This window comes from Mycobacterium sp. NPDC003449, assembly GCF_053588415.1.
In genome coordinates this window covers 1-22,307 of sequence record NZ_JBSFPX010000033.1, presented here as the reverse complement: position 1 = coordinate 22,307, position 22,307 = coordinate 1, and the positions used below count along the sequence as shown (strand labels likewise).

At 70.2% G+C, this 22,307-nt stretch carries 17 protein-coding genes and 1 tRNA gene; 3 read left to right on the top strand and 15 right to left on the bottom strand.

What is annotated here, in order from left to right:
• The first annotated feature begins 2 nt into the window (after nucleotides 1-2).
• Nucleotides 3-881, top strand: a complete 879-nt coding sequence (locus ACWDTP_RS11725) for an amidohydrolase family protein (RefSeq protein WP_450019724.1) — start codon at nucleotides 3-5, stop codon at nucleotides 879-881.
• On the opposite strand, the gene eccE is transcribed toward ACWDTP_RS11725, so the two are convergent.
• The 12 genes from eccE to ACWDTP_RS11665 all read right to left on the bottom strand — a co-directional run bounded on the left by eccE (nucleotide 878) and on the right by ACWDTP_RS11665 (nucleotide 16,463).
• On the bottom strand, nucleotides 878-1,801 hold the full coding sequence (gene eccE / locus ACWDTP_RS11720; protein WP_450019722.1) for a type VII secretion protein EccE: 924 nt from the start codon (nucleotides 1,799-1,801) through the stop codon (nucleotides 878-880). The two genes, ACWDTP_RS11725 and eccE, sit on opposite strands and share 4 nt — an antisense overlap.
• A complete protein-coding gene (mycP, locus tag ACWDTP_RS11715) occupies nucleotides 1,798-3,168 on the bottom strand; it encodes a type VII secretion-associated serine protease mycosin (protein ID WP_450019720.1) in 1,371 nt (456 codons plus the stop codon). The genes eccE and mycP overlap by 4 nt, the downstream gene beginning before the upstream one ends.
• Nucleotides 3,168-4,580, bottom strand: a complete 1,413-nt coding sequence (eccD, locus tag ACWDTP_RS11710) for a type VII secretion integral membrane protein EccD (RefSeq protein WP_450019718.1) — start codon at nucleotides 4,578-4,580, stop codon at nucleotides 3,168-3,170. Before eccD ends, mycP begins: the two co-directional genes overlap by 1 nt.
• Nucleotides 4,581-4,611: 31 nt before the next feature.
• Nucleotides 4,612-5,466 carry an ESX secretion-associated protein EspG gene (locus tag ACWDTP_RS11705; RefSeq protein ID WP_450019716.1) on the bottom strand — a complete coding sequence of 285 codons (855 nt, stop codon included), beginning with the start codon at nucleotides 5,464-5,466 and terminating at the stop codon, nucleotides 4,612-4,614.
• 12 nt (nucleotides 5,467-5,478) lie between these two features.
• Nucleotides 5,479-5,766: a WXG100 family type VII secretion target gene (locus ACWDTP_RS11700; protein ID WP_450019714.1), complete on the bottom strand. Its 288-nt coding sequence runs from the start codon at nucleotides 5,764-5,766 to the stop codon at nucleotides 5,479-5,481.
• A 33-nt stretch (nucleotides 5,767-5,799) separates the two neighbouring features.
• A complete protein-coding gene (esxG, locus tag ACWDTP_RS11695) occupies nucleotides 5,800-6,093 on the bottom strand; it encodes a type VII secretion system protein EsxG (protein WP_450019712.1) in 294 nt (97 codons plus the stop codon).
• 49 nt (nucleotides 6,094-6,142) lie between these two features.
• Nucleotides 6,143-7,735 (bottom strand): PPE domain-containing protein, encoded by a 1,593-nt coding sequence (locus ACWDTP_RS11690; RefSeq protein ID WP_450019710.1) that lies wholly within the window; start codon nucleotides 7,733-7,735, stop codon nucleotides 6,143-6,145.
• 1 nt (nucleotide 7,736) lies between these two features.
• Nucleotides 7,737-8,048 carry a PE family protein gene (locus tag ACWDTP_RS11685; protein WP_450019708.1) on the bottom strand — a complete coding sequence of 104 codons (312 nt, stop codon included), beginning with the start codon at nucleotides 8,046-8,048 and terminating at the stop codon, nucleotides 7,737-7,739.
• Nucleotides 8,045-12,040, bottom strand: a complete 3,996-nt coding sequence (gene eccCa / locus ACWDTP_RS11680) for a type VII secretion protein EccCa (RefSeq protein WP_450019706.1) — start codon at nucleotides 12,038-12,040, stop codon at nucleotides 8,045-8,047. The genes ACWDTP_RS11685 and eccCa overlap by 4 nt, the downstream gene beginning before the upstream one ends.
• Entirely contained in the window at nucleotides 12,037-13,593 is a 1,557-nt protein-coding gene (gene eccB / locus ACWDTP_RS11675; protein ID WP_450019704.1) for a type VII secretion protein EccB, read from the bottom strand. Before eccB ends, eccCa begins: the two co-directional genes overlap by 4 nt.
• Nucleotides 13,590-15,359 (bottom strand): type VII secretion AAA-ATPase EccA, encoded by a 1,770-nt coding sequence (gene eccA, locus ACWDTP_RS11670; protein WP_450019769.1) that lies wholly within the window; start codon nucleotides 15,357-15,359, stop codon nucleotides 13,590-13,592. Before eccA ends, eccB begins: the two co-directional genes overlap by 4 nt.
• A 186-nt stretch (nucleotides 15,360-15,545) precedes the next feature.
• Complete coding sequence (locus tag ACWDTP_RS11665; RefSeq protein WP_450019702.1) at nucleotides 15,546-16,463, bottom strand: class I SAM-dependent methyltransferase; 918 nt, start codon at nucleotides 16,461-16,463, stop codon at nucleotides 15,546-15,548.
• 48 nt (nucleotides 16,464-16,511) lie between these two features.
• On the opposite strand from ACWDTP_RS11665, the gene ACWDTP_RS11660 reads away from it, so the two are divergent.
• Nucleotides 16,512-16,880 carry a carboxymuconolactone decarboxylase family protein gene (locus ACWDTP_RS11660; RefSeq protein ID WP_450019700.1) on the top strand — a complete coding sequence of 123 codons (369 nt, stop codon included), beginning with the start codon at nucleotides 16,512-16,514 and terminating at the stop codon, nucleotides 16,878-16,880.
• Between the two features lie 25 nt (nucleotides 16,881-16,905).
• Here the strand turns inward: ACWDTP_RS11660 and ACWDTP_RS11655 are convergent.
• Both ACWDTP_RS11655 and ACWDTP_RS11650 read right to left on the bottom strand, forming a co-directional pair.
• A tRNA-Thr gene (locus tag ACWDTP_RS11655) sits at nucleotides 16,906-16,978 on the bottom strand.
• A gap of 74 nt (nucleotides 16,979-17,052) precedes the next feature.
• Complete coding sequence (locus tag ACWDTP_RS11650; protein WP_450019698.1) at nucleotides 17,053-18,261, bottom strand: DNA polymerase III subunit delta'; 1,209 nt, start codon at nucleotides 18,259-18,261, stop codon at nucleotides 17,053-17,055.
• A 33-nt stretch (nucleotides 18,262-18,294) separates the two neighbouring features.
• Between ACWDTP_RS11650 and ACWDTP_RS11645 the strand changes: the two genes are divergently transcribed.
• Nucleotides 18,295-19,950: an adenylate/guanylate cyclase domain-containing protein gene (locus ACWDTP_RS11645; protein WP_450019767.1), complete on the top strand. Its 1,656-nt coding sequence runs from the start codon at nucleotides 18,295-18,297 to the stop codon at nucleotides 19,948-19,950.
• A gap of 6 nt (nucleotides 19,951-19,956) precedes the next feature.
• Here ACWDTP_RS11645 and topA read toward each other — a convergent pair.
• Nucleotides 19,957-22,307 (bottom strand): type I DNA topoisomerase (gene topA, locus ACWDTP_RS11640; protein ID WP_450019696.1); only part of this gene is annotated, 2,351 nt, incomplete at its 5' end.

Below are 22,307 nucleotides of genomic sequence, written 5' to 3'. Positions count from 1 at the left end.
CGATGAACGAGTCGGACTCCGTGCGGAAGATCTGGATGTCGCTGGGCCTGCCGGGCATCGTCGACGTCCACACCCATTTCATGCCGAAGAACGTCATGGACAAGGTGTGGCAGTACTTCGACAGCCAGGGGCCGCTGATCGGCCGGGAGTGGCCCATCGCCTATCGCACCGACGAGCAGCAGCGGATGGCCACGCTGCGGTCGTTCGGGGTTCGACGGTTCACCTCGCTGGTCTATCCGCACAAGCCCGAGATGGCGGCCTGGCTCAACCGGTGGGCGATGGAGTTCGCCGCGAACACCCCCGACTGCCTGGCCACCGCCACCTTCTACCCCGAGCCGCGGGCCGCCGACTACGTCGCCGACGCGATCACCGCGGGCACCCGGGTGTTCAAGGCCCACATCCAGGTGGGTCACTACGACCCCAACGATCCCCTGCTCGACCCGGTGTGGGGAATCATCGAGGACGCCGCCGTCCCGGTGGTGATCCACTGCGGGTCGGGCCCGGTGCCCGGGGAGTACACCGGCCCGGACCGGATCGCCCGGCTGTTGGCCCGCCACCCGCGGCTGTCGCTGATCGTGGCGCATATGGGCATGCCCGAGTACTCGGAGTTTCTCCGTCTCGCCGAACGATTCGACCAGGTCAGGCTGGACACCACGATGGCGTTCACGCCATTCGTCGAAGCCGATATGCCGTTCCCGGCGGCGGATACCGACCGGCTGCACGCCCTGGGCGACCGGATCCTCTTCGGCAGCGACTTCCCCAACATCCCCTACGGCTACGCCGAGGCCATCCAGCCCCTGATCGACCTGCCCCGCGCCGATGACACCTGGCTGCGGAACGTGCTGCACGACAACGCCGCACGGCTGTTCGGCCTGACCTAGATCGCGCCCGCTTCCTGCGGGAGTTCAGGTTCGGCTGACGGTCCCGACAGCACGGCCTCCGGCGGCGCCGACGGCTTACCGTCCAGGCGGGCCGGCGATCGTGGGTCGAGCGCCTGCAGCGCGGGCCGGTGTCGCCCCCGCGCCGGGCCGAGCCCCCGCACCGGGGCCTTGGCGCGCGGCCGCTCGCCGGTACGGACCGCGCAGCCGACCACCAGCATCGGCCGGGCCGGGGTTCCGCTGAATTCCATTGCGGTCCAGGTCTCCTGGGCCTCGAGCGCGCCGATCGCGGCGAGCGTCTGGTCGAGGGAGTCGGTGGCCGGGACCCGGTACGCCGCGACGTATCCGGTCTCGTCCTTCACACCGCGCCAGGTCTCCTTGCCCGGGTCGGGCAGCGGTGTGTCGACGCCGTCGACGATCGTCACCGTCCAGCCCTGCTCGCGCAGATGGTCGGCGAGCCGACGGCCCACCACTTCGGCGGTGTCCTGCAAGGGGATTCGGCGGGACCGGGCTTGCAACGCGGGCAGGTTGTCGGTGGCGGCGACGGTCAGGCTGATCCAGCTGCGCCGCACGCCGTCGGCATCGCGGTGGGTGATCCGTACCGTGTCGCAACGGATCCCGTACCGGTCCAGATAGCTCACCGCGACCGGGAGCTGGGCCGGGTCCGCGGGATCCACCCGCAGCACGACGGTGGCGGCGGTGGCCGAGCCGTCGGGGCCGGCGCCCTTGGCGAATCTGCGGGCCAGCAGCGCGAACCGGCGCGCGATCCGCGTCGTCAGGAACAGTCCACCCCACCAGGCGAACAGCACCACGACCACGCCGGCCGAGATGCCCAGAACCCACCGTTCGGTGATGGTCTGCCACGGTCGGGCGAGCACGGCCGCCACGATGAACAGGGACGCCAACGCGATGCGGGCGGTCATGTGGTCTTGTCCTTCCGTCGGTAAGCGGCGTAGGCCGCGGCGGCCACCAGGGTCAGCGCCCCGGCACCGGCGAACGCGATGATCCGCGGGGTGTTGTCACGGGGGGCCGGTTCGGGTGGCGCCGCGATCGGTTTCCCCTCGGGGGCCGCCGGTCCGTCCAGCGGGATATCGGTGACATCCCAGGTGAGCGCCGCCACCGGATCGACACCCCCTGCGCCGATCACATTGGACGGCGAACGGGCCGCGCCCTGCGCGGTGGTGGTCAGCCGGTGCACCACCTGGCGCGCGGTCAGATCGGGAAACTTGCTGCGCACCAACGCCGCAACGCCCGACACATAGGCCGCGGCGTAGCTGGTGCCGCTCAGCGGGACCAGCTTGTCCTGATCGGTCGGTGCCGCATTGGACAGTCCGCCACCGGGCGCATTGCTCAGCGAGGCGATGTTCTCGCCGGGGGCCGAGATCCCCACCCACGGACCGGCCATGGTGAATCCGGACGGCTGGCCCGCGGAGTTCAGCGAGCCGACCGACAGCACATAGGGCTGCCACCACGACGGGATCGACACCGAGGTGACGCCGCCCCAGTTGCGGGAATCGATCGGGCTGCCCGACAGCGGATTGGACTCGCACGACGATCCCGTGGTGACGCCGCCGCTGGTGTTCCCGGCGGCCGCGACGATCACGGCGTCCTTCTCCACCGCGGCATAGCGAAGTGCCGCACCGAGTCCGGCCTGGTCGACCGATTTGTCGGCGGGCAGGCAGGTCACGACGGAGATGTTGATGATCCGGGCACCCATATCGGCGGCCCGCACCACGGCCCTGGCCAGGTTGCCGACGTCGGCCGCGGCACGTGCCTCGGCGGCGTCGGCGGCCGGGGTGCGCGGTGCGAACCGGGGCGAGTTCTGCCGGATCGAGATCAGCCGGGCGGCCGGGGCCACCCCCGAGAAGCCGTCGGGGCCGGGCTGACCGGCGATCAGGCCTGCGACGGAGGTGCCGTGCCCGTCGCAGTCGGTCAAGCCGTCGGTCGATTCGATGAAGTCACCGCCGCCATCGACATTCGGCAGCCGCGGGCCGGGCTGCACACCGGTGTCGATGACCGCGACCGTCTGCCCCTGCCCGCGGCTCTGCTGCCAGGCACCGGACAGGTTGAGCGCCAGCTGGTTCGGGCTGGCCATCCCCGGATCGGTGCCCGGCAGCACGCTGGTGGTCACGCAGGCACCGCGCTGTGTCATCGGCTGCACCGGGCCCGCACCACCGGACGGCGGTGCGACCTGCGGGTCGACCTCGGGCGGGGTGACCGCACCCGCCGCCGGGCAGCCGGTCAACAGCACCAGGCCGGCCGTCGCCAGGACGCCCAGGCTCTTGCTCATCACCTGTCGAGGACCATGCTGAACAGCCCGACGAGGAACGCCATCACCGGGATCAGCGATGCGTCGATCGCGGTGGCCGCGAAACCGACCAGGCGGCGCATCGGCAGCGAGTAGGTCTCCGGGTCGGCCATTTTCGGGTTGAGTGCCGCGACCACCCAGACCAGTACCAGCCCGGCGAGCGCGGCCAGCGCCCACAATGCGGCCTGATAGCGCCCGTCGACCGCGAACGCCACCAACAGCACGACGGTCACCAGGTAGGACTGGCCGAGCAGCAGTGCCTTGCACGGCGCCGAATCCCACACCCTGGCCCGCAGCGCGGCGCCGAGAGCCGCGGCCACCACGATGTACCAGGCCCACGGCGAGACGGACGGCCCGCCGGCCAGGGCGAGCGAACCGCAGGCCGCGAGCAGCACACCCGCCGCGATCACACCGATCTGATGCAGCTGGCTGACCCGGACCCGGCGCGGCAGGTCCGCGAGAACCGAAAGCGGTTGCGCGGCAGGCGTCGGATCGCCCGGTGCCGGGATGACCGGAACCGGGAACCGGGCCCACATCGCCGAGAGCTGGGCGGCCTGCACCGTGACCACCAGCCCCAGCAGCACCAGGGCGCAGCCGAGGACGGTCCAGGACAGCTCCCACAGCGTGGCCGCCGCGGCGACCAGCAGCACGCCGGTCGCACTCACCGCAGATCCGGTGAACACGGCGATCCCGCGCTCGTCGGGCAGGCTGGCCAGACTGATCAGCGACCATGCGGTCACCGCGGCCGCGGCCAACAATACGTTCGGGGCACCGAAATCGCCTGGCACCGCGAGCGCGAACGCCGCCGCGATGGGGATCAGCGCGGTCACCGCCAGCGCGGTCGCCATGGCAGGCGACCGGCCCCGGACCGCCAACGCACCGAGCGCCGCGGCCACGGCGATGCCGCTGACCACGAACAGCCCCAGCAGTTCGCCGGTCACGACCCGGTGGGCCAGCGCCACGCCGGTGCCGATCAGGATCAAACCGATCAGCGCGAGTGCCGCGCCCCGCGCGATACTCGAAGGCCCCCATGGGCGTCGACGCGCGGCCGAGAAGATGACCGCGGCGTCGGCGATGTCCTCGACGATGCGCGGGGCCGGCGGGCCGGCCGGAACAGCTTGCAGGGCAAGCAGATCACCGTCGGCCACCCCCACGGTGTCGAGCGTGGCGTCCAGGCTGAACGGCACACCTCCGACCGGGGCCAGGCTCAGCCGCACCGGGTCCGGGGCGTCCGTCCCCTCACCGTTGGCGGGTAGGACGATGCGCTGGACCGCGGGCAGGATCTCGCGCAGCGGCAGTTCAGACGGAAGAGCCATCTCGGTGAGCCGGCCGCCGTCATCTCCGGCGGCCAGCACGGCCACCCGGACGATCGGCATCACAGTGTTCTCGGACATTCCTATGCTTTCTGGGGGTGATTCTCGGGAGTTAGGGGGATTTCGAGTACCGCGACTCGTTGAAGTCACGGGTGAGCGGTTGGTCGGGGAACCAGGAGCCGCTGGGCAGCGATGCGGTGAGCCGTTCGACCGCAGCCGCGATCGCATCGGCGCTGCCCGCAGAGAAGGTCGAAACCCATTCCCCGTCGAAGGCTTTCGACGGGGAGACCAGGATCCGCCCGGCCGGGGTGTCGATCACGCTGACCCCCACCTGGGTGCTGACCTGGTGACCGTCACGGTGCTCCCCGGCGACGATCTCGACGTAGGTGCGCCGTCCGTCGAACACCGTCTCCACCACCGGGCGGGCTGACGCCGGAATCCCGAGGAATTCCAGCACCTCCCCCAACGGTGTGCCGTTGCGGATCTGCTCGTCGGCGCGGGCCCCCGCCGCGGCGGGCAACGCGAACTCCTCGAGCCGGGCCGGCCTGCGCTGTGACAGGCCGGCGGTGAGCACCGGCACCAGTGCGTGTGGGTGGCCGACGTCCATCTCGGTGAGGGTCACCAGTTGCGCGTTGCGCAGCGCCACCACGGTGCGGCCGTCGGCCGCCCGCGCCACGATGCCGCGCAGCAGATCACCGGGACCGGACACGAACCGCAGGTCCAGCCATTGCGACGCCCGGCAGACCAGCCGAATCCACTGGGCGACTTGCGAGTTGACCTCACCACCGGGGCCGAGCACACCCATCCGGGTCAGGTCGGCGGTCTGTTCGGCCGCGAAGCCGGACCGCTGCGCCGGTTCGCTGTAGGCCGGCGTGATCGCCAGCACCCACGGGAAGGCACCGGCGCCGAGCACATCGGCGAGATACCAGGCCTGGTCGGTGGTCAGCTCGACAGCGTTAGCTCCCACGGTTCGGCTGCATCAGCCCCACTTGGCCCCTTCGGCCTGGTCGCGGGCGCTCATCGACATGGTGTTGGTCTCGTGGGTTATCGCCATCGAGCGGTAGGCACGAACCAGTTCCTCCATCGCCTGGTTCCACTGTGCCTGCCAGGTCTGATAGGTCATACCGGTGTCACCCTGCCAGGCGCTGCCAAGGGCGGCCTGCTCACTGGCGATGTCGGCGCCGACGGCATGCAGCGCACCCGAGTAGGTGTTCATCTCACCGGCGTGCGCGAGCATGGCCGGGTAGTTGTACATGATCTGAGACATCGAAACTCCTGTATCCGTGTGGATCTAGATCGGTCAGACGGAGGTGTAGGTGCTGGCCGCGGCGGCATCCTGCGCCACGTAGGTGCCCGCGGCATCGCCGAGGTTGACCTGCGCGATGTCGAGCAGGGCGTTGACCTTCGCCGAGACCTCGACGAACCGGGCGTGCGCGGCCTGGAACGCCGCGGAGGCCTCGCCCATGTGGAAGGCCTGGGCCGACATGGCGGCCTGCTCGGCCTGGGCGATCGTGCTGCGCATCAGCGCGGCCTTGGCGCCGAACGCGGCCTCGGAGGCGACCAGCTGCGGAATGTGGGCGTCCAACATACTCATGGTTTTTCCTTTCGTGACGGGTGGTGGTGCATCGGCAGATGTGAAGCGGTCAGCTGCGCGTTCCCCCTTCCGGATCGGGCGGGGGCGCCTCGGCGTCCGAGGCCGCGTTCTCGGAGGGCTCCCAGGTCCCCGGCAGCATCGGACTGACCGGGCGGTCGTCGTAGCCGTCGCCTGCCAGCGTCGTCAGCCCGGTGGCCGCCGCGCCGGTTCTGGTCGCGGTGCCGCTGAATCCCATCGGGCCCGCGCCGCGTTCCGACGCGCGGACCCCGGTGTCGGGCCGCGGTGCCGGATCCGGGTCCGGTGACTCCTCGTAGTCCATATACGCGTCGGCGTAGGCGTGATCCTCCAGTTCGGCACCGCGTTTGCGCCTGCGCTTGCGCCGCGAGGCCAGCGAGGCCGCGACACCCGAGGCGGCCGCCGGGATGCCGGAGGCCGGGGCCTGGGCACTGGTCTTGTCCCGCAGCGTCGGGGTGAACCCCTCACCGGGATCGCCGCCGGCCACCGCGTAGGGCACGAACGGCGACGCCGCCGCCGCGGGCGCGGCCGGGGTGGCCGCCGTCGGCGCCGCACCGGGGGCGGCCGCGGCCGATCCCGCCGCGCCGATCCCGGCGGGCGAGATCGCGGCGACCGGCAGGGCCGGATGGTCGGACCTCGGCGTCGCGGCGGCCTCGGCGGGGACCTCGGCGGGCGCGGCGGCCTCGGCAGGCGGCTGCTGAACATGGTCGATGAGCAGCACCAGCCCGGTGACCCCCAGGGTGACCAACACGGGGATCAGGAACGGCGCGGTCAGGATCATCGCCCAGGTGGGCCAGCCGACCAGGTTGAAGAACACCTGATAGGCCACGGCGAACAGGAACGGTCCCCAGGTGGTCAGCGCCGCCGACGGATTGGTCAGGAAGTCGGTGATCAACTGCCCGAGGTTGCCCAGCGGATCCTTGAGGAAGTCGATGATGTCCTGTCCGCCCGGCACGCCCTGCAGATACTGCTCGAGCAGATCCGACAGCCAGTCCGAGAAGTTCAGCGCCGAACCGGAATCGGTGGCCTGCGCCTGCGAAGCCAGTTGCTGGACGTCGGCGGAAGCCGTCCCCGCCTCCCCCACACCGGGTTTGAGCAGGAACGGGGCCGGGGTAGCGACCGGGGACGCGGCGACCGCGGCCCCCGACACCGCCTGGTAAGTGCTCATCGTGGTGGCCGCCTGGACCCACATCCTGACGTAATCGGCCTCGTTCAGCGCGATCGGAATCGTGTTGATCCCGAAGAAGTTCGTGCCGACCAGCACACCGTGCATGACATGGTTGAGCGCCAGCTCGGGCAGGGTGGGCATGGCGGCCAGCGCGGTCGTATAGGCGGCGGCCGCCGCCTCGTGCTGGAGGGCCGCGACGGCGCTGTTCGCACTCTGCTGAGCCAGCCAGGTCAGATAGGGCCCGTGCGCCGCGACGTACTGCTCGGAGCTCGGGCCCTGCCAGGAACCGGCTTGAACCCCACCCAGCACTCCGGTGAGTTCGGCTGCGGCAGCAGAATATTCGGCGCTCAACGACTGCCACGCCCCCGCGGCGGCGAGCAGCGACCCCGGCCCGGGGCCGCTGGAGAGCAGCCCCGAATGGACCTCGGGTGGCAGCGCCATCCAGATGGGGGCGGTCATCTCAGCCGCCGCGCGCGATCAGATACGACGACGCGGCCATCGCATCGCCGGTGACGTAGCTGGCGCCGGACTCGGCCACGCCGACGCCGGAACGGCCGAGCTCCTCGACGCCGTGGGCGGCCAGCGCCGCGTGCTGCGCACCGTGCGCGCTGAAGCCCGTGGCGGTCTGCAGCGAGACCGCATCGGCAGCGGGTGGGACCACGGTCGAAACCAGTGGTGCGGCCGCGGCGTGGGCCGCCGCCAGCCGCGCGGTGAGCGCCTCGACGGCCGAGCTGGCCGCGGTCAGCCCCTCGGGGACTACACGCAGTGTCATCGGTATTCCTTCCCTGTGTTGTTGGCCCCGTTGCTCGCTGACAGCGCGGTATCGCCCAGCGGGTTGACGAGTTGGACGTAATCGGGCGCGTCCCCGTCGCCGAGCAGCATGCCGCGCCCGGCCGGGAACCGGACGAACCGGTGCCCGCGAATCTTGCCGCTGTCGGCGGGATTGCCCGACAGCATCAGCGTGGTCGCCTGCAGATCGTTGAGGCGGCGCAGCAGCGGCGCGGTCATCACCGCATGCGACGATCCGGTGGCCCGCGCGGTGACGATCACCCGCAGCCCCAGATCGGACGCCTCGGCGAGCAGACCGACGATGTTGGTCCACGGCCGCTGCCCCACGAACGGGCCGCTGACCGCTGGACCGTCGGGGATCTGGTCGGCGTCGTCGATGATCAGGTAGTGGGTGTGGCCGTCCGGTCCCGACGGGTAGCTCCAGCCGCGCAGTTCCTGTGGGCTCAAACCCGCGGGCGGACGGCGCCTCTCGATGATCGACGACAGTCCCAGCATGGCCGGCAGCACCCGGTCGATGTTCGCGGTGTACTCGTTGTCGGGGAACAACGGCTCGTCCACCAGATGCAGCCGCCGGTCGATCACCGTGAACGCGACCTCGTCGGGGCGCGAGTTCTCCCGGACCGTGCGGATGAGGTGACGCAGCAGCGTCGTCTTGCCCGACTTGGAATCGCCGAACACCAACAGCAGCGGGTTGTCCTTGAAGTCGACCGTGACCGGCGCCAGGTCCTCCTCGCGCTGACCGATCACGATCTGCTCGGGCGCCGGGTAGAGCGGTGTGAGGACGCCGGGCGCCAGATCGGTCGGCAGCAACCGCACCGGCGGTGCGGCGACCCCCGGGTAGCGCGAGTTGATCACGGCGACATCGGTGGGCATCGGCTCGGCGAACAGGAAGTGTTCGGCGGCCATGGTCAGGCCCCGGCCCGGCTGATCGGCGGGCACACCGTCGGCGGGCCGACGGAGCGCCCCTACCACCCGCACGATGCTGTCGTGCGAATCGTGCAGTTTGAGTTCCAGCCGCAGCCCGAGACCGTCGCGCATGGCCAACGGCACCTCAAGCCAGTTCGGCGTGGCGATCACCACGTGGATGCCGTATGCCATACCACTGTTGACCAGTTCGGTCACCTTGGCCAACAACGGGTTACGGGTGTTGAACGTGTCGGTGTTGTCCCGGCTGAACGCGTACAGGTTGTCGATGACCAGGAATACGTTTCCGTACTCGTCGTCGAATCTCCCCGCCGGGCCCGCGCTGTGCCGGCCGGCCGCCCCCTGCCGCTGACGGGCCCGCAACAGCTGCTCGAGCTCGCCGAACGTGCGGCGGATCCGCTCGGGTTCCAGCGGGGAGGCGACGCTGCCGACATGGGCCAGATCGCCAAGGCCGGCCAGCTGGCCGCCGCCGTAGTCCAGGCAGTAGAAGCTGACCTCACGCGGCGAGTGCAGGGCGGCCGCCGACAGGATGAACGTCTGCAGGGCAGTCGATTTGCCCGACCGCGGACCGCCGTGGATCAACATGTTCGCCGCCGACGAGTTCGCGTCGAAGATCAGCGGATCGCGACGCATCTCGAACGGTTTGTCGATCTCGCCCAGCGGCCAGCGCAGCGCACCGGGCTCGACCTCGGAACGGCTCAACACCTCGGCCAGCGGGATCGACTCGTCCAGCGGCGGCAGCCACAGTTTGGGTGCCCGGGGGCCGTAGCCGGCCAGCTGATCGCCGACGGTGGCGATCAGCTTTCGCGGCGGCGCCGGCTCGACCTCGACACCGTTGGTGGCGATCACGGTGTCGGGCTCCGGCTCCACCCGCGACGCGGTGAACACTCGCGGCTGCGGAAGTGCCCGCACCACAATGGATTTCTGGGCCCGCGGCGGGTCGTAGATACCGTCGACGTAGGTGCTGCGGAACTTGATCGGCACCGCGCCGGGGGCGGGGACCAGAAAGCCCTCGCCCTTGTGTTCGCGCCCGGACTCGATGTGGTAGGCGTCCTCGACGCCGATGATCTGGCGGGAGGTGGTGGGGCTGGCCACCTTCAGCCCGATCCGGTACGACGTGTTCTTGTCGATGTCCTTGATCCGGCCCACATCCAGGGTCTGTGAGGCGAACAGGATGTGGATCCGGAACGACCGGCCCTTACGCGCGACGTAATCGAACAGGTCGGCGTATTCCGGGTGATCGGCGAGCATCAGGGTGAACTCGTCGGCCACGACGAATAGCGTCGGCATCGGCGGCAGGTCATGGCCGGCGGCGATCGCGGCTTCGTACTCGGTGACCGAGTTGAAGGCGCTGCCCTGGACCCGGCGGCCCGCCTCTTTGAGCAGCTGCTCGCGCCGGGCCACCTCACCGCGCAGGGTGTCGGCGAACCGGTCGGCCAGCGACCGCTTCTCGGCCATATTCGAGATGACCGCGACGACCTGGGGAAAATTCCGGAAGATGTCGGCGCCGGCCTCACCCTTGAAGTCGGCGTAGATCACGATCAGCCGATCGGCCGAATGCGTGGTCAACAACGACAACAGGATCGACATCAGGGTCTGGGACTTGCCGGAGCCGGTCATCCCGATCATCAGGCCGTGCGGGCCCATACCGCCCTCGGCCTCGTCCTTGAGGTCGAAGTAGAGCGGCTCCCCGGTCGCGGTGACCCCGATCGGCACCCGCAGTTCCTCGTCGCGGGTGCGCGGCGCCCACAGCGCGGCGACATCGAGCGCCGAGGCGTCGGGAATGTCGAGCAGTGTGTTGAACGTGGCACCCCCGGTCGAGCTGGACCGGATGTAGCCCGGGTTGGAGTCCCACCGCGACAGCCGGCGCGCGATGTGGGCGGCCTCGGCGGCCGACAACGCGTCGGCGACGTCGACATAGGGCTGCCATCCGCTGATCTGCCAGCGCTCGATGCGCCCGTCGGCGATCCGCAGGATGGGGCGCTCCGGGTCCGGGTACTGGTCGCGGTTGGGCAGCTGCTCGGAGCGGTGGATCAGGGTCACGCCGGTCAGGCCGGGCCGGCGCGCGATGTCGTCGGGGTCGGCCTGCGGATCGTCGAGCAGCACCAGCAGATGTTTGACGGCGTGCTCGGGTTCGGCCGGGAACAGCGGCCGGTCGGCCAGCTCGGGTTCCAGCAGCCCGCGCAACTCGGCGACGCTCGCGGTCAGGTAGCGGGCTGGGCCGACACCGTCGGCCTGTCCCGGAACGTCGGTGTGCGGAAGCCATTTCAGCCACGACCAGGCGTCGGAATCGATATCGGGTGAGGCCAGCGCCACCCCGAGCATGCTCGGGTCGTGCCAGGTGACGGCCTGGGCGATCCAGGACCGCAGGGCCGCGCGCACCTCGTCGGGCTCGCCGATCACGGTGATCCTGGCCAGCTTGCCGGCGTCGATACCGGTGGGCGCGTTGCGCACGGTGCGCTGCACGTCGAGCAGACCGCGAAGAGTGCTGTGCGAGACCGGCTCCAGGTCGATCTCGTCGGCGGTGTCTTTCACCTTGAGCGCGGCGTCCAGCGGCGCGTCGTGCAGCCCGGCGCGCAGCACCAGGAAGTCACGGTCGCGGGGATCGCGCTCCCACTGCCTGCGCGACCCGGGGATGGCGGCCAGCAGCCCGGGTTCGGGGTGCGACCACTCCAGGGCCGCACGCTGTTCGGCGGCCTGGGCCCGGACGTTGTCGCGCACCACCGACAGGTAGCGCAGATAGTCGGCACGTTCGGCGTCGACTTCCTCGGTGCGCATCTTCTTACCGTCGCCGCGGTACAGCGCGGTGGCGGCCAGCAACATCACGAACGGGAAGAACAGGATGGTCGGCGAGATCAGCCGCATCCCGGTGGCGACCAGCGCCACGATCATGCCGACGATCAGGATGACGATCAGGAACGGCAACACCCGGCGCAGCAACGACGGCGGGACCAGCCGGGGCAACTGGGGCGGCGGCTCAATGGCGATCGTGCCCTTGCGGGCGACGGGCGGAGCCAGGCGACGCTGGTGCTCGAATATCAGCCTGCTCATCGGGTGGTGGCCTCCATGCGCGCGGAATTCGTATCGGGTGACAGCGCATCGTGCGCGACGAGCGCATCGCCGCGGGACAGCGTGGGGCCGGCCGCGAACTGGGTCAGCATCGACCACGGAATGGGCAGGGCCGGCGGGTTGAGGCCAAGTGCCCCAACGGTTTTATCGTCGCCGGCGGTGTCGATCCCGTACCGCACACCGGTGTCGCTCAGCCAGAACAGCGCGCCAGCGGTCGGTGACCCCGGTTCGGCGCCCACGGTCTGCACCAGGTATCCGCTGCCCGGCTCGAGTGCGACCCGGCTGGCGGCGCCGTTGCTGCCCGCCCCGACCAGTCCGACGGTGTGCGGCCGGTCGGGCACCGGCAGCGCCGCACCGGAGAGCACCGAAAGCCGGCTCTCGGTGGCCCCCTCGGGCTTCGCCCACTGGGCGCAGGTCACCGGCGCGGCCGAGGCCGCGACCAGTTTCACCGGCTGCGCCGGATAGCGGGCGGTGTCGATGGCCCGCGACACCGGCATCCGCGACACCTCGTCGGGCCCGATCCGCGGGGCCCGATCGAGCCCATGGGAGTCGGTGTTGCGCAGGATCGAGGCCAGCACCGGCGAGACCGGCTGCAGCCCGTCGGACAGCACGGCGTAGTAGCGGACGGTGTTGTCGGCGTCGTAGGCGGCCACCACACCGCCCACCGGCACCGGTGTGGACAGCTCGTAGCCGGTCGGCGCACCGGCGTCGGCGATGGGCGGAGCGGTCAGCGCGGGGGCTTCGGGAATCGCGTTGAACAGCCCGGCCGCGACCGGGCGCGGGGCGGGGATCGAAGCGCCGAGGCCGAGCGCATCGGTGACGGCACGGTTGCCGAGGTCGATCGGGCTGCGCCTGCCGTCCCAGAGCAGCCAGTCACCCGGGTGCGGCCCCGCGCCGTTGTGCACCAGCACGGCCTGCTCCTCGGGCAGCGCGATGGCGCGTTCACCACCCGACGCGGGCGCCCCGGCGATCAGTGTCACGCCGGCGTCGGCGCCCGAAACCGCATCGCACACAGTCCAATCGGCGTCGCGCGCGGTGCTTTGCACCATCCGCTCGGGCGCGCCGGGGATGCCGAGCAGGTTGCCGCGCGGGTACTTGTCGATCTCGCTGGTCTTGACCGTGGTCGGGTTGTCGGCCCGGCCGGCGATCAGGCGGGCCGAGGTCAGGTTGAGCACCGGATGCAGCTGTTCACCGACCCGGACGTAGAGGGCCGCGGTGGCCCGGTCGGCGAGCACCGTATCCTCGCCTGCCGCACCGCCGGGACGGATCCAGGAGAACACGAAGCAGCCGATCAGGCCGGTGATCACGATCAGCGCACCGGTCAGCACGGCCCGGCTCTGGGTGCGCAACGGGTCGACGAGCATCCGGGTGTCGTGCAGTGCCACCCCGGATGCGATGCGGCGCATGACGAATCGCCATCCCGACACCTGGTGGCGGGTGACGAAACCCCGCCGGTAGTCCACCCCGTCCGGGTTCTCGTTGACCGGTGTGCGCGAGGAGAAGGACCGGCGGTCATCCATATCGGGCTCGGTCATGCCGGCACCGTCAGACCCAGGCCGCGCAGCAGCGGGGCAGCCGAATTGGTCACGTCACCGGCGGTGATCGTCATCATCTCCTCGTCGGTGAAGTCGTCGTGGTCGGAATGGTCGAGGCGGTATTCGCGCTCCTCCTCGGACCGTTCGACCAGGTTTCGGACGAACCGGCCGTTGCCCGCGATGTCGAGGCTGCGGCGCGGCACACCGTTCATATCCGGAGTGGTGGCCTCGGCCAGGTAGCCGAACAGCCGCTCCATATCGTCGTGGGCGGCCTTCTCGAACGTGCTGTCGCGCTTCTCGGCCATCCGCTCGGCGATCTCGACGAGCTCCGGCGAGGAGTACGACGGGAAGTCGATGCTGCGGGTGAACCGCGAACGCAGGCCCTCGTTGGTGTCCAGGAACATGTCGAGGTCCTTGCGGTAGCCCGCGACGATCACCACGAGCCGGTCGCGGTCGTTCTCCATCCGGGCCAGCAGGGTGTCGATCGCCACCAGGCCGAAGTCGTTCTTGGCGCCCGTGGACACCAGCGCGTAGGCCTCGTCGAGGAACAGCACACCGTCGAGCGCGCTGTCGATGATCGCGTTGGTCTTGGCCTCGGTCTCACCGATGTGCTGACCGATCAGGTCGGCTCGGTGCACCTCGCGGACCGTCTCCTTCTTGAGAAGCCCCAGCCCGCAATAGATCTTGGCGACGACGCGCGCGATCGTGGTCTTCCCGGTGCCGGGCGGCCCGGCGAACACCAGGTGGTTGGTGCGCTGGGCGACGGTCAGACCGCGCTCCTGGCGCCGGATCGACATCGCCACCGAGCTCTTGAGCCTGGCCACCTGGAACTTCACCTCTTCGAGGCCGATGAACTCGGCCAGCTCGGCCTCGGCCTCGATGAGCAGGTGCGCCTTGCGCTCCTTGGCCCCCGGGTCGACGAAGTCGGCCTCCGACGGCTCGGTCTCGGGATCCCACGGGTCGCTGCGGGCCTCGATCCGCGCCGAGGTCGTGGTGGGGATGCCGAACGTCGGGTCCGACAGGGCCTCCTCGACCTGGGCGTTCTCGGGGTGGGCCGCGAACAGATCCTGCAGGACCTCACCGGCGTCCTCGTCCTCCCCCTGCCCGCGCAGGGTGAGCGCCCTGGCCAGGGCGCCGTCGACGGCGGCGACCGCGACCGGCCCGGACGGATCCTCCAGGTAGGACAGCGCGGGCGCGAACATCCCGAGCCGCGCCAGCGCGATGCCGAGCGTGACGCGGGCGGCATGCGTGGTGACGGCCTCCAGCGAGGTGTCGGTGACCACCGGGGTGAGCAGCCGGACCACATCCGACCAGCGCTGTGCGCGGTAGTTGACCGCGACCCGCAGCCAGGTCGCGTCGAGCCAGCCTGGCCTGGCCTCGGCCACCTGGGCGACCAGCTCATGTGCCTTGGCCAGCTCGCCCGCCTCGCAGAGCCGGGCGGCATAGGCGAGCTGGAAGTCGTCGGGTTCGGTGGCGCGGAAGCGCAGATACAGGCCGGTGTCGTAGACGAAGCCGAGCTCACCGGCGGCCAGGTCGATCTCGCGCTGCAGCAGCCCGGCGTTGCCGGCGGTGCGCCATACCGCGTCGATCACGGGCGCCGACACGTCACCCGAGGCGGCCAGGCCGATCCAGGCGTCGCACTGATCGTGCGCCAGGCGGGTCAATCCAGCGAACCCTGACCGGGCCGCGGCCAGATCCGCCGGGCGTTGCCGGTCGTTGACCGTCAGGCCGAGCGCGCGGCAGCAGGTGGCAAAGCGGCTGACCACGTCGCGGTCCAGCCGGGGCGCTCCGTGAGACGGAGCCGAGAGCGTGTCACTACCCATATGCGTATACGGGAGCGACGACGCCCCCGGATCTCTCCCTTATGTATGGCTAAGCTAACTTTTGCTGAAGTTAGCATTGCATAACTTAAGTGTCGAGATGCACCCAGTGGGCGAAGACGGTGAATCAGCTCACGTCTTGGTGGCGGTCACCAGGCTGATGGTGGCCGTCATCAGGGCCGCCTCGCTGTCCGGCCCGGGGATGGGCCGTCCGACCCGGCGCAGATACTCGGGCAGCGCCGTCGTCTCCGCGGTCCAGTTCCTGGCCCCGAACCACTGCCCGGCCGGGGCGTGCTGCTCGTTGTAGACCAGCCGGAAGAACGAATCCTTCTCGCCGGCGGACGTCGCCTCGGCCCGTTTGGCCTCGAACGCCTCGCGCGGCATCGGCGCCGACTCCTCGACCGCGACGAAGCTTCCCGGTGCGGCCAGTCCGTCGATACCGGCAAACAGCCGTTCCTGTGCTGTGGCGGGCAAATAGATCAGCAACCCCTCGGCGATCCACGCCGAGGGCCGTGCCGGATCGAATCCGTTCGCCACGAGCGCCGCGGGCCAGTCGTCGCGCAGATCGATCGCGACCTCGCGACGCTCCGCGATCGGGGTCCGGCCGCTGCCGTCCAGCGTCGCGCGCTTGAACTCCAGCACCTTGGGCAGGTCCAGCTCGTAGACCACGGTGCCGTCCGGCCAGTCCAGCCGGTAGGCCCGCGAGTCCAGCCCGGCCGCCAGCACCACGATCTGGGTGGCCCCGGCCGCCGCCGCGGTCCGGAAGTACTCGTCGAAGTATTTGGTCCGCGCACCCTGGAAGTTCACGAAATGCTCGCCGAACTCGGTCCGCAGCGGATGGTCGGGATCGGTGCCGTCGATGGCGTCGACCCACTCGCCGCCGACGGCCCGGCAGAACACCTCGGCGAGCCGGTCGGTGGCCAGCGGATCGGGCTTTCGCAGCTCCAAAGCCCTTGACGCCGCTACGAATAGCGCCGTCTGCCCGACACTGGTGGTGATGTCCCAGGAATCGGTGTCGGTTCGATCTGATCGATTTAGCTCGCTTTGCACCGCCGCGAGAGTACGCCGCCGAGCTGACAGCGTGCCAAGCTGACTGCCATGACAGACGTACGCGCACAGGGTCTTCAGGTTTTCCGCGAACTGCTGCCGGATGCGGTCCCCGATGACGGGCTGGGCCGCGACGGCGGGTTCGCCGACGAACTGCTGGAGATCGGTATCGACAACGTCTTCGGCCGGTTGTGGGCCCGCGAGGGGCTGAGCCGCCGGGACCGCAGCCTGGTCACGCTGGGCATCCTGATCGCCCTGCGAGCCACAGACGAACTGAGGTCCCACGTCACGATCGCCCGCAACAACGGCCTCACCGAGGACGAGATCGCCGAGGTTGTCTACCACTCGTCCGGCTACGCCGGCTTCCCCGCCGCCAACACCGCCCGCAATGTCGCCAGGGAAGCGCTGTCCGGGGAGTGATCCGCTGCGCACGGGAGAACTTCGGAGCCGCCTGGGGGAATCGAACCCCCGACCTATTCATTACGAGTGAATCGCTCTACCGACTGAGCTAAGGCGGCGTGCCGGGCGACGAGCGCTCCGGGCGGGACGAGTCTACGGCAGCGCCACTGTGCAACCAAAGTCAGTTCCTGGCTCAGCCGCGCAGCGCCTGCCCGACGGTGGCCACCATGGCGTCGACCGCGAACTTCGGCTTGACGTTGACGGCCAGCGCCTCCCGGCATTCCAGCACCGCCTCGATACAGCGCAGTAACCGGTCCGGCGGCACGTGACCGGCCATCGCCGCCACCTTGTCGGCCATATCGGGATGGTTGGCGGTCACCGCGGACGCCCCCGACGACACCAGCAGGGCATCGCGGAAGTAGGTGGCCAGGTCGATCAGCGCACGGTCCAGCGCGTCGCGGGAGGCCCGGGTCTGCCGCGACTTTTGCCGCTTCTCCAGCTCCTTGAGCGCCCCGGCGGTGCCGCGGGTGGTCGCGGCGGTGCCCTTGCCGGTGCCCCCGGCGCCGAGCGCGGTCTTGAGGTCCTCGGTCTCGGTCTCGTTGCGGCCGGCGGTCAGGGCCAGCGCCTCCGCCTCGGCCACCGCGACCATCTCCTCGGCGGCCGCATACGCCCGCGACGGCGTCGCGGCATCCCTGGCCAGCCCCAGCGCCCGTTTTCGCCGTTCCCTGGCCTCGGGATCGGTCGCCAGCCGCCTGGCCCGGCCGACATGTCCCCCGCTGACCGATGCCGCCCAGCGCGCCTCGTCGGCGGGCAGCCCGTCACCGGAGATCAGGACATCGGCGATGGCCGTCACCGGAGGCGTCGTCAACGCCACGTGCCGGCACCGCGACCGCAGGGTGATGGCGATGTCCTCGGGGTCGACCGACGGCGCGCACAGCAGGAACACCGTCGACGGCGGCGGCTCCTCGACGACCTTGAGCAGCGCGTTCGCCGCCCCCTCGGTGAGCCGGTCGGCGTCCTCGATCACCACGATCTGCCAGCGGCCGGTGCCCGGCCGCCGGGACGCGATCTGAACGATCTCGCGCATCTCCCGGACCGCGATGGACAGCCCCTCGGGGACGATGCGCCGCACGTCGGCGTGGGTGCCGGCCATCGTCGTGGTGCAGGCGCGGCACTCCCCGCACCCGGGCCTGCCCTCGGCGGTGCACTGCAGCGCGGCCGCGAAACACAGCGCCGCCACCGAACGCCCGGATCCGGGCGGCCCGGTCATCAGCCAGGCGTGTGTCATGGTGCCCGTGGTCACGCCGTTGTGGGCGGAATCACCCCGCGCCGCGGCGGCCGCCGCCACCAGCTCCTGTTCCACCGCGTGCTGGCCCACCAGACGCGAAAACACCCCGCTCATCGTCTCCAACAGTAGTGCTCAGGCCGACCCAACCTGCTCACGACGGCGCTCAACGTCCCCGTGGCCCGATACGGTGAACGGGTGACCACGGAGCCCATCCCGATCGCGCGAATAGGTTCATTCGCGCGCTGGGTGGCGCGCACCCCGTGGCCGGTGTTCACGCTGGGCATGCTGCAGGCCGACATCATCGGGGCGCTGTTCGTGCTCGGGTTCCTGCGCTTCGGCCTGCCCCCCGAGGACCGCATCCAGCTGCAGGACCTGCCCGCGGCCAACCTGGCGATCTTCCTGAGCTACCTTTTCGTGTCGTTCATCCTCGGCGCCTACCTGAGCCTGCGGCTGCTCATCCCGGTCATCCGCTGGCAGCGCCGGGACACCCTGCTGGCCGAGAGCGACCCCGGCATCACCGAGCTGGCCCGCACCAGGGCGCTGCGGATGCCCTTCTTCCGGACGCTGATCAGCGTCACCAACTGGTGCCTCGGCTCGATCGTGTTCATCGTGGCCAGCTGGCCGGTGGCCAGCCAGTCGGCGCCGGTCGTCGCGGTCGCGACCGCGCTGGGCGCCACCGCCACCGCCATCATCGGCTACCTGCAGTCCGAACGGGTGCTGCGGCCGGTCGCGGTGGCCGCGCTGCGGGGCGGCGTTCCGGAGAACTTCCGGGCGCCGGGGGTGATCCTGCGTCAGGTGCTGACCTGGGTGCTGTCCACCGGCGTGCCGGTCCTCGGCATCGTGCTGGCCCTGGTGGCCAGCAAGTTCTCCATCCTGACCGCCACGGCCGACCGGCTGACCACGCCGCTGCTGATCCTGGCCATCGCCGCCCTGGCGATCGGCCTGGCCAGCACGGTCCTGGTGGCCATGTCGATCGCCGACCCGCTGCGCCAGCTGCGTTGGGCGCTCGGCGAGGTCCAGCGCGGTAACTACAACGCGCACATGCAGATCTACGACGCCAGCGAGCTCGGCCTGCTGCAGGCCGGCTTCAACGACATGGTGCGCGATCTGGCCGAGCGGCAGCGGCTGCGCGACCTGTTCGGCCGCTACGTCGGCGAGGACGTGGCCCGCCGGGCGCTGGAACGCGGCACCGAACTCGGCGGCCAGGAACGCGATGTGGCCGTGCTGTTCGTCGACCTGGTGGGGTCGACGCATCTGGCGTCGACGATCCCGGCCGGCGAGGTGGTCAACCTGCTCAACGAGTTCTTCCGGGTCATCGTCGACGCTGTCAACAAGCACGGCGGGTTCGTCAACAAGTTCCAGGGCGATGCGGCCCTGGCCATCTTCGGCGCCCCGATCGAACATCCCGACGCCTCCGGCGGGGCCCTGGCGGCGTCCCGTGAACTGCACGACGAGCTGGTGAAGGTGCTGGGCAGCGACACCGAATTCGGCATCGGCGTCTCGGCGGGGCGGGCCATCGCGGGCCACATCGGCGCGCAGGCCCGGTTCGAATACACCGTGATCGGCGATCCGGTCAACGAGGCCGCCCGGCTGACCGAGCTGGCGAAACTGGAGGAAGGCCACGTGCTGGCCTCGGCGATCGCGGTCAGCGGCGCGCTCGACGCCGAGGCGCTGTGCTGGGATGTCGGCGAGATCGTCGAACTGCGCGGCCGCACCGCACCGACCCAGCTGGCCCGCCCGGTGAACCTGGTGCTGCCACGCGATCTCGCCGCCGATATCACCGAGGGCGATCTGACCGGCTGACCCCGGTCAGGCCTTTTTGGCCGCCTTGGTCGCGGCCTTCTTGGCCGGAGCCTTCTTCGCCGGGGTCTTCTTGGCCGCCTTCTTCGCGGCCTTCTTCACCGGCCCGCGGGCCCTGCGGTCGGCCAGCAGCTCCGAGGCCCGCTCATCGGTGATCGACAGCACGTCATCACCCTTGCGCAGGCTGGCGTTGGTCTCACCGTCGGTGACGTACGGGCCGAACCGGCCGTCCTTGATCACCATCGGCTTACCGGAGGCGGTATCGGTGCCCAGCTCGCGCAGCGGCGGTGCCGAGGCGGCTTGGCGGCCACGGCGTTTCGGCTCCGAGTAGATCTTGAGTGCCTCGTCGAGCGTGATGGTGAACATCTGCTCTTCATTGGCCAGCGAGCGAGAGTCCGTGCCGCGCTTGAGGTATGGGCCGTAACGGCCGTTCTGCGCGGTGATCTCCTCGTTGTTGGAGGGATCCACACCCACCACCCGCGGCAGCGACAGCAGTCGCAGCGCATCCTCGAGGGTCACCGTCTCCAGGTCCATCGACCGCAGCAGCGAACCCGTGCGCGGCTTCGGCCCGGTCGGCTTCTTACCCTTCTTGGCCGGAGTTCCCGCGGTGCCGTCATCGTCGTCCGGCGGCGCGGGCAGCACCTCTGTCACGTACGGGCCGAAGCGCCCGTCCTTGGCCAGGATCTGGTGCCCGGTGGCCGGGTCGACACCCAGCGAGCGGCCCTCTTGCGGTGTGGCGAACAGCTTTTCGGCGAGCTCCAGGGTGAGCTCGTCGGGCGTCAGCTCATCCTTGAGGTTGGCGCGCTGCGGCTTGAGCTCGCCATCCGGGGCATCGGGATCGATGATCATCCGCTCCAGATACGCACCGTTGCGGCCCACCCGGACGTTGACGGCGCGACCTTCGGAATCGTCGAAGAGCTTGATGGAGTTGACAACCCGCGCGTCGATCTCTTCGAGGTTGCCTCCGACGAGCTTCTTGAGCCCACCCGCGCGGGCGATCGAACCGTCGACGCCGTGATCGCCACCGAAGTAGAAGTTGTTGAGCCAGTTGGTGCGTCGCTCCTGGCCGTTGGCGATCTCGTCGAGTTCGTCCTCCATGGCCGCGGTGAAGTCGTAGTCCACCAGTCGGCCGAAGTGCTGCTCCAACAGGCCGACCACCGCGAACGCCACCCAGGACGGCACCAGCGCGCTGCCCTTCTTCTGCACGTAACCGCGGTCCTGGATGGTCTTGATGATCGAGCTGTACGTCGATGGCCGCCCGATGCCCAGCTCTTCGAGCACCTTGATCAGCGAGGCCTCGGTGTAGCGCGCCGGTGGACTGGTCTGGTGCCCGTCGGCGGTGAGCTCGGCGGCGTCGACCCGCTGCCCCTGGGTCAGGTTCGGCAGCCGGCTCTCGGCATCGTCGGACTCGCCGCCGGCCAGATCGTCGATGCTCTCGACGTAGGCCTTGAGGAAGCCCGGAAAGGTGATGGTGCGGCCGCTGGCATTGAACACGACCTGTTCACCACTCCGGGCGGCTCCGGCGATCCGCAGCGACAGCGTGGTGCCGCGGGCGTCGGCCATCTGCGAGGCCACGGTGCGCTGCCAGATCAGCTCGTAGAGCCGGAACTCGTCGGTCTCCAGCTGGGCGTGCAGCTGCCCAGGCGTCTGGAACACGTCACCGGCGGGCCGGATGGCCTCGTGCGCCTCCTGCGCGTTCTTGACCTTGCGGGTGTACTGCCGCGGCGTCGGATGCACGTACTCCTCGCCGTAGAGCTGGCGGGCCTGGTTACGCGCGGCACCGATGGCGGACTCGGACAGAGTCGTCGAGTCGGTACGCATATAGGTGATGTAGCCGTTCTCGTACAGCCGCTGCGCGATGCTCATGGTGCGCTCCGAGGAGAACCGCAGCTTGCGACCCGCCTCCTGCTGCAACGTCGAGGTCATGAACGGCGCGTAGGGGCGGCGCGTGTACGGCTTCTGTTCGACCGAGCTGACGGCCAGCTGGGCCCCGCGCAGACCGGCGGCCAGCGCGACGGCGGCGCTCTCGTCGAGCACCCGCACCTCGTCGGGCTTGCGGACCTGGCCCAGCGAGTCGAAATCGCGCCCGGTGGCGACCCGGCGCCCGTCGACCGTGTTGAGCTTGGCGGTGAACCTGGGCGGGGTGGCCTGCGGGTCGGAGACGCCGGCGTCCAGCTCGGCGCTGACATCCCAGTAGCCCGCGCTGCGGAACGCCATCCGCTCGCGCTCGCGCTGCACGATGACACGGGTGGCCACCGACTGCACGCGGCCCGCCGACAGCTTCGGCGCCACCTTCTTCCACAGCACCGGGCTGACCTCGTAGCCGTACAGCCGGTCCAGGATGCGGCGGGTTTCCTGCG

What these genes read in the sequence shown, in the direction of transcription:
- ACWDTP_RS11660 (WP_450019700.1), top strand. Translation starts at nt 16,512, where the DNA reads ATGACAGACGTACGCGCACAGGGTCTTCAGGTTTTCCGCGAACTGCTG.
- ACWDTP_RS11690 (WP_450019710.1), bottom strand. Translation starts at nt 7,735, where the DNA reads ATGACCGCCCCCATCTGGATGGCGCTGCCACCCGAGGTCCATTCGGGG.
- esxG (WP_450019712.1), bottom strand. Translation starts at nt 6,093, where the DNA reads ATGAGTATGTTGGACGCCCACATTCCGCAGCTGGTCGCCTCCGAGGCC.
- ACWDTP_RS11700 (WP_450019714.1), bottom strand. Translation starts at nt 5,766, where the DNA reads ATGTCTCAGATCATGTACAACTACCCGGCCATGCTCGCGCACGCCGGT.
- eccB (WP_450019704.1), bottom strand. Translation starts at nt 13,593, where the DNA reads ATGACCGAGCCCGATATGGATGACCGCCGGTCCTTCTCCTCGCGCACA.
- mycP (WP_450019720.1), bottom strand. Translation starts at nt 3,168, where the DNA reads ATGAGCAAGAGCCTGGGCGTCCTGGCGACGGCCGGCCTGGTGCTGTTG.
- eccD (WP_450019718.1), bottom strand. Translation starts at nt 4,580, where the DNA reads ATGTCCGAGAACACTGTGATGCCGATCGTCCGGGTGGCCGTGCTGGCC.
- ACWDTP_RS11725 (WP_450019724.1), top strand. Translation starts at nt 3, where the DNA reads ATGAACGAGTCGGACTCCGTGCGGAAGATCTGGATGTCGCTGGGCCTG.
- eccE (WP_450019722.1), bottom strand. Translation starts at nt 1,801, where the DNA reads ATGACCGCCCGCATCGCGTTGGCGTCCCTGTTCATCGTGGCGGCCGTG.
- ACWDTP_RS11650 (WP_450019698.1), bottom strand. Translation starts at nt 18,261, where the DNA reads ATGAGCGGGGTGTTTTCGCGTCTGGTGGGCCAGCACGCGGTGGAACAG.
- ACWDTP_RS11685 (WP_450019708.1), bottom strand. Translation starts at nt 8,048, where the DNA reads ATGACACTGCGTGTAGTCCCCGAGGGGCTGACCGCGGCCAGCTCGGCC.
- eccCa (WP_450019706.1), bottom strand. Translation starts at nt 12,040, where the DNA reads ATGAGCAGGCTGATATTCGAGCACCAGCGTCGCCTGGCTCCGCCCGTC.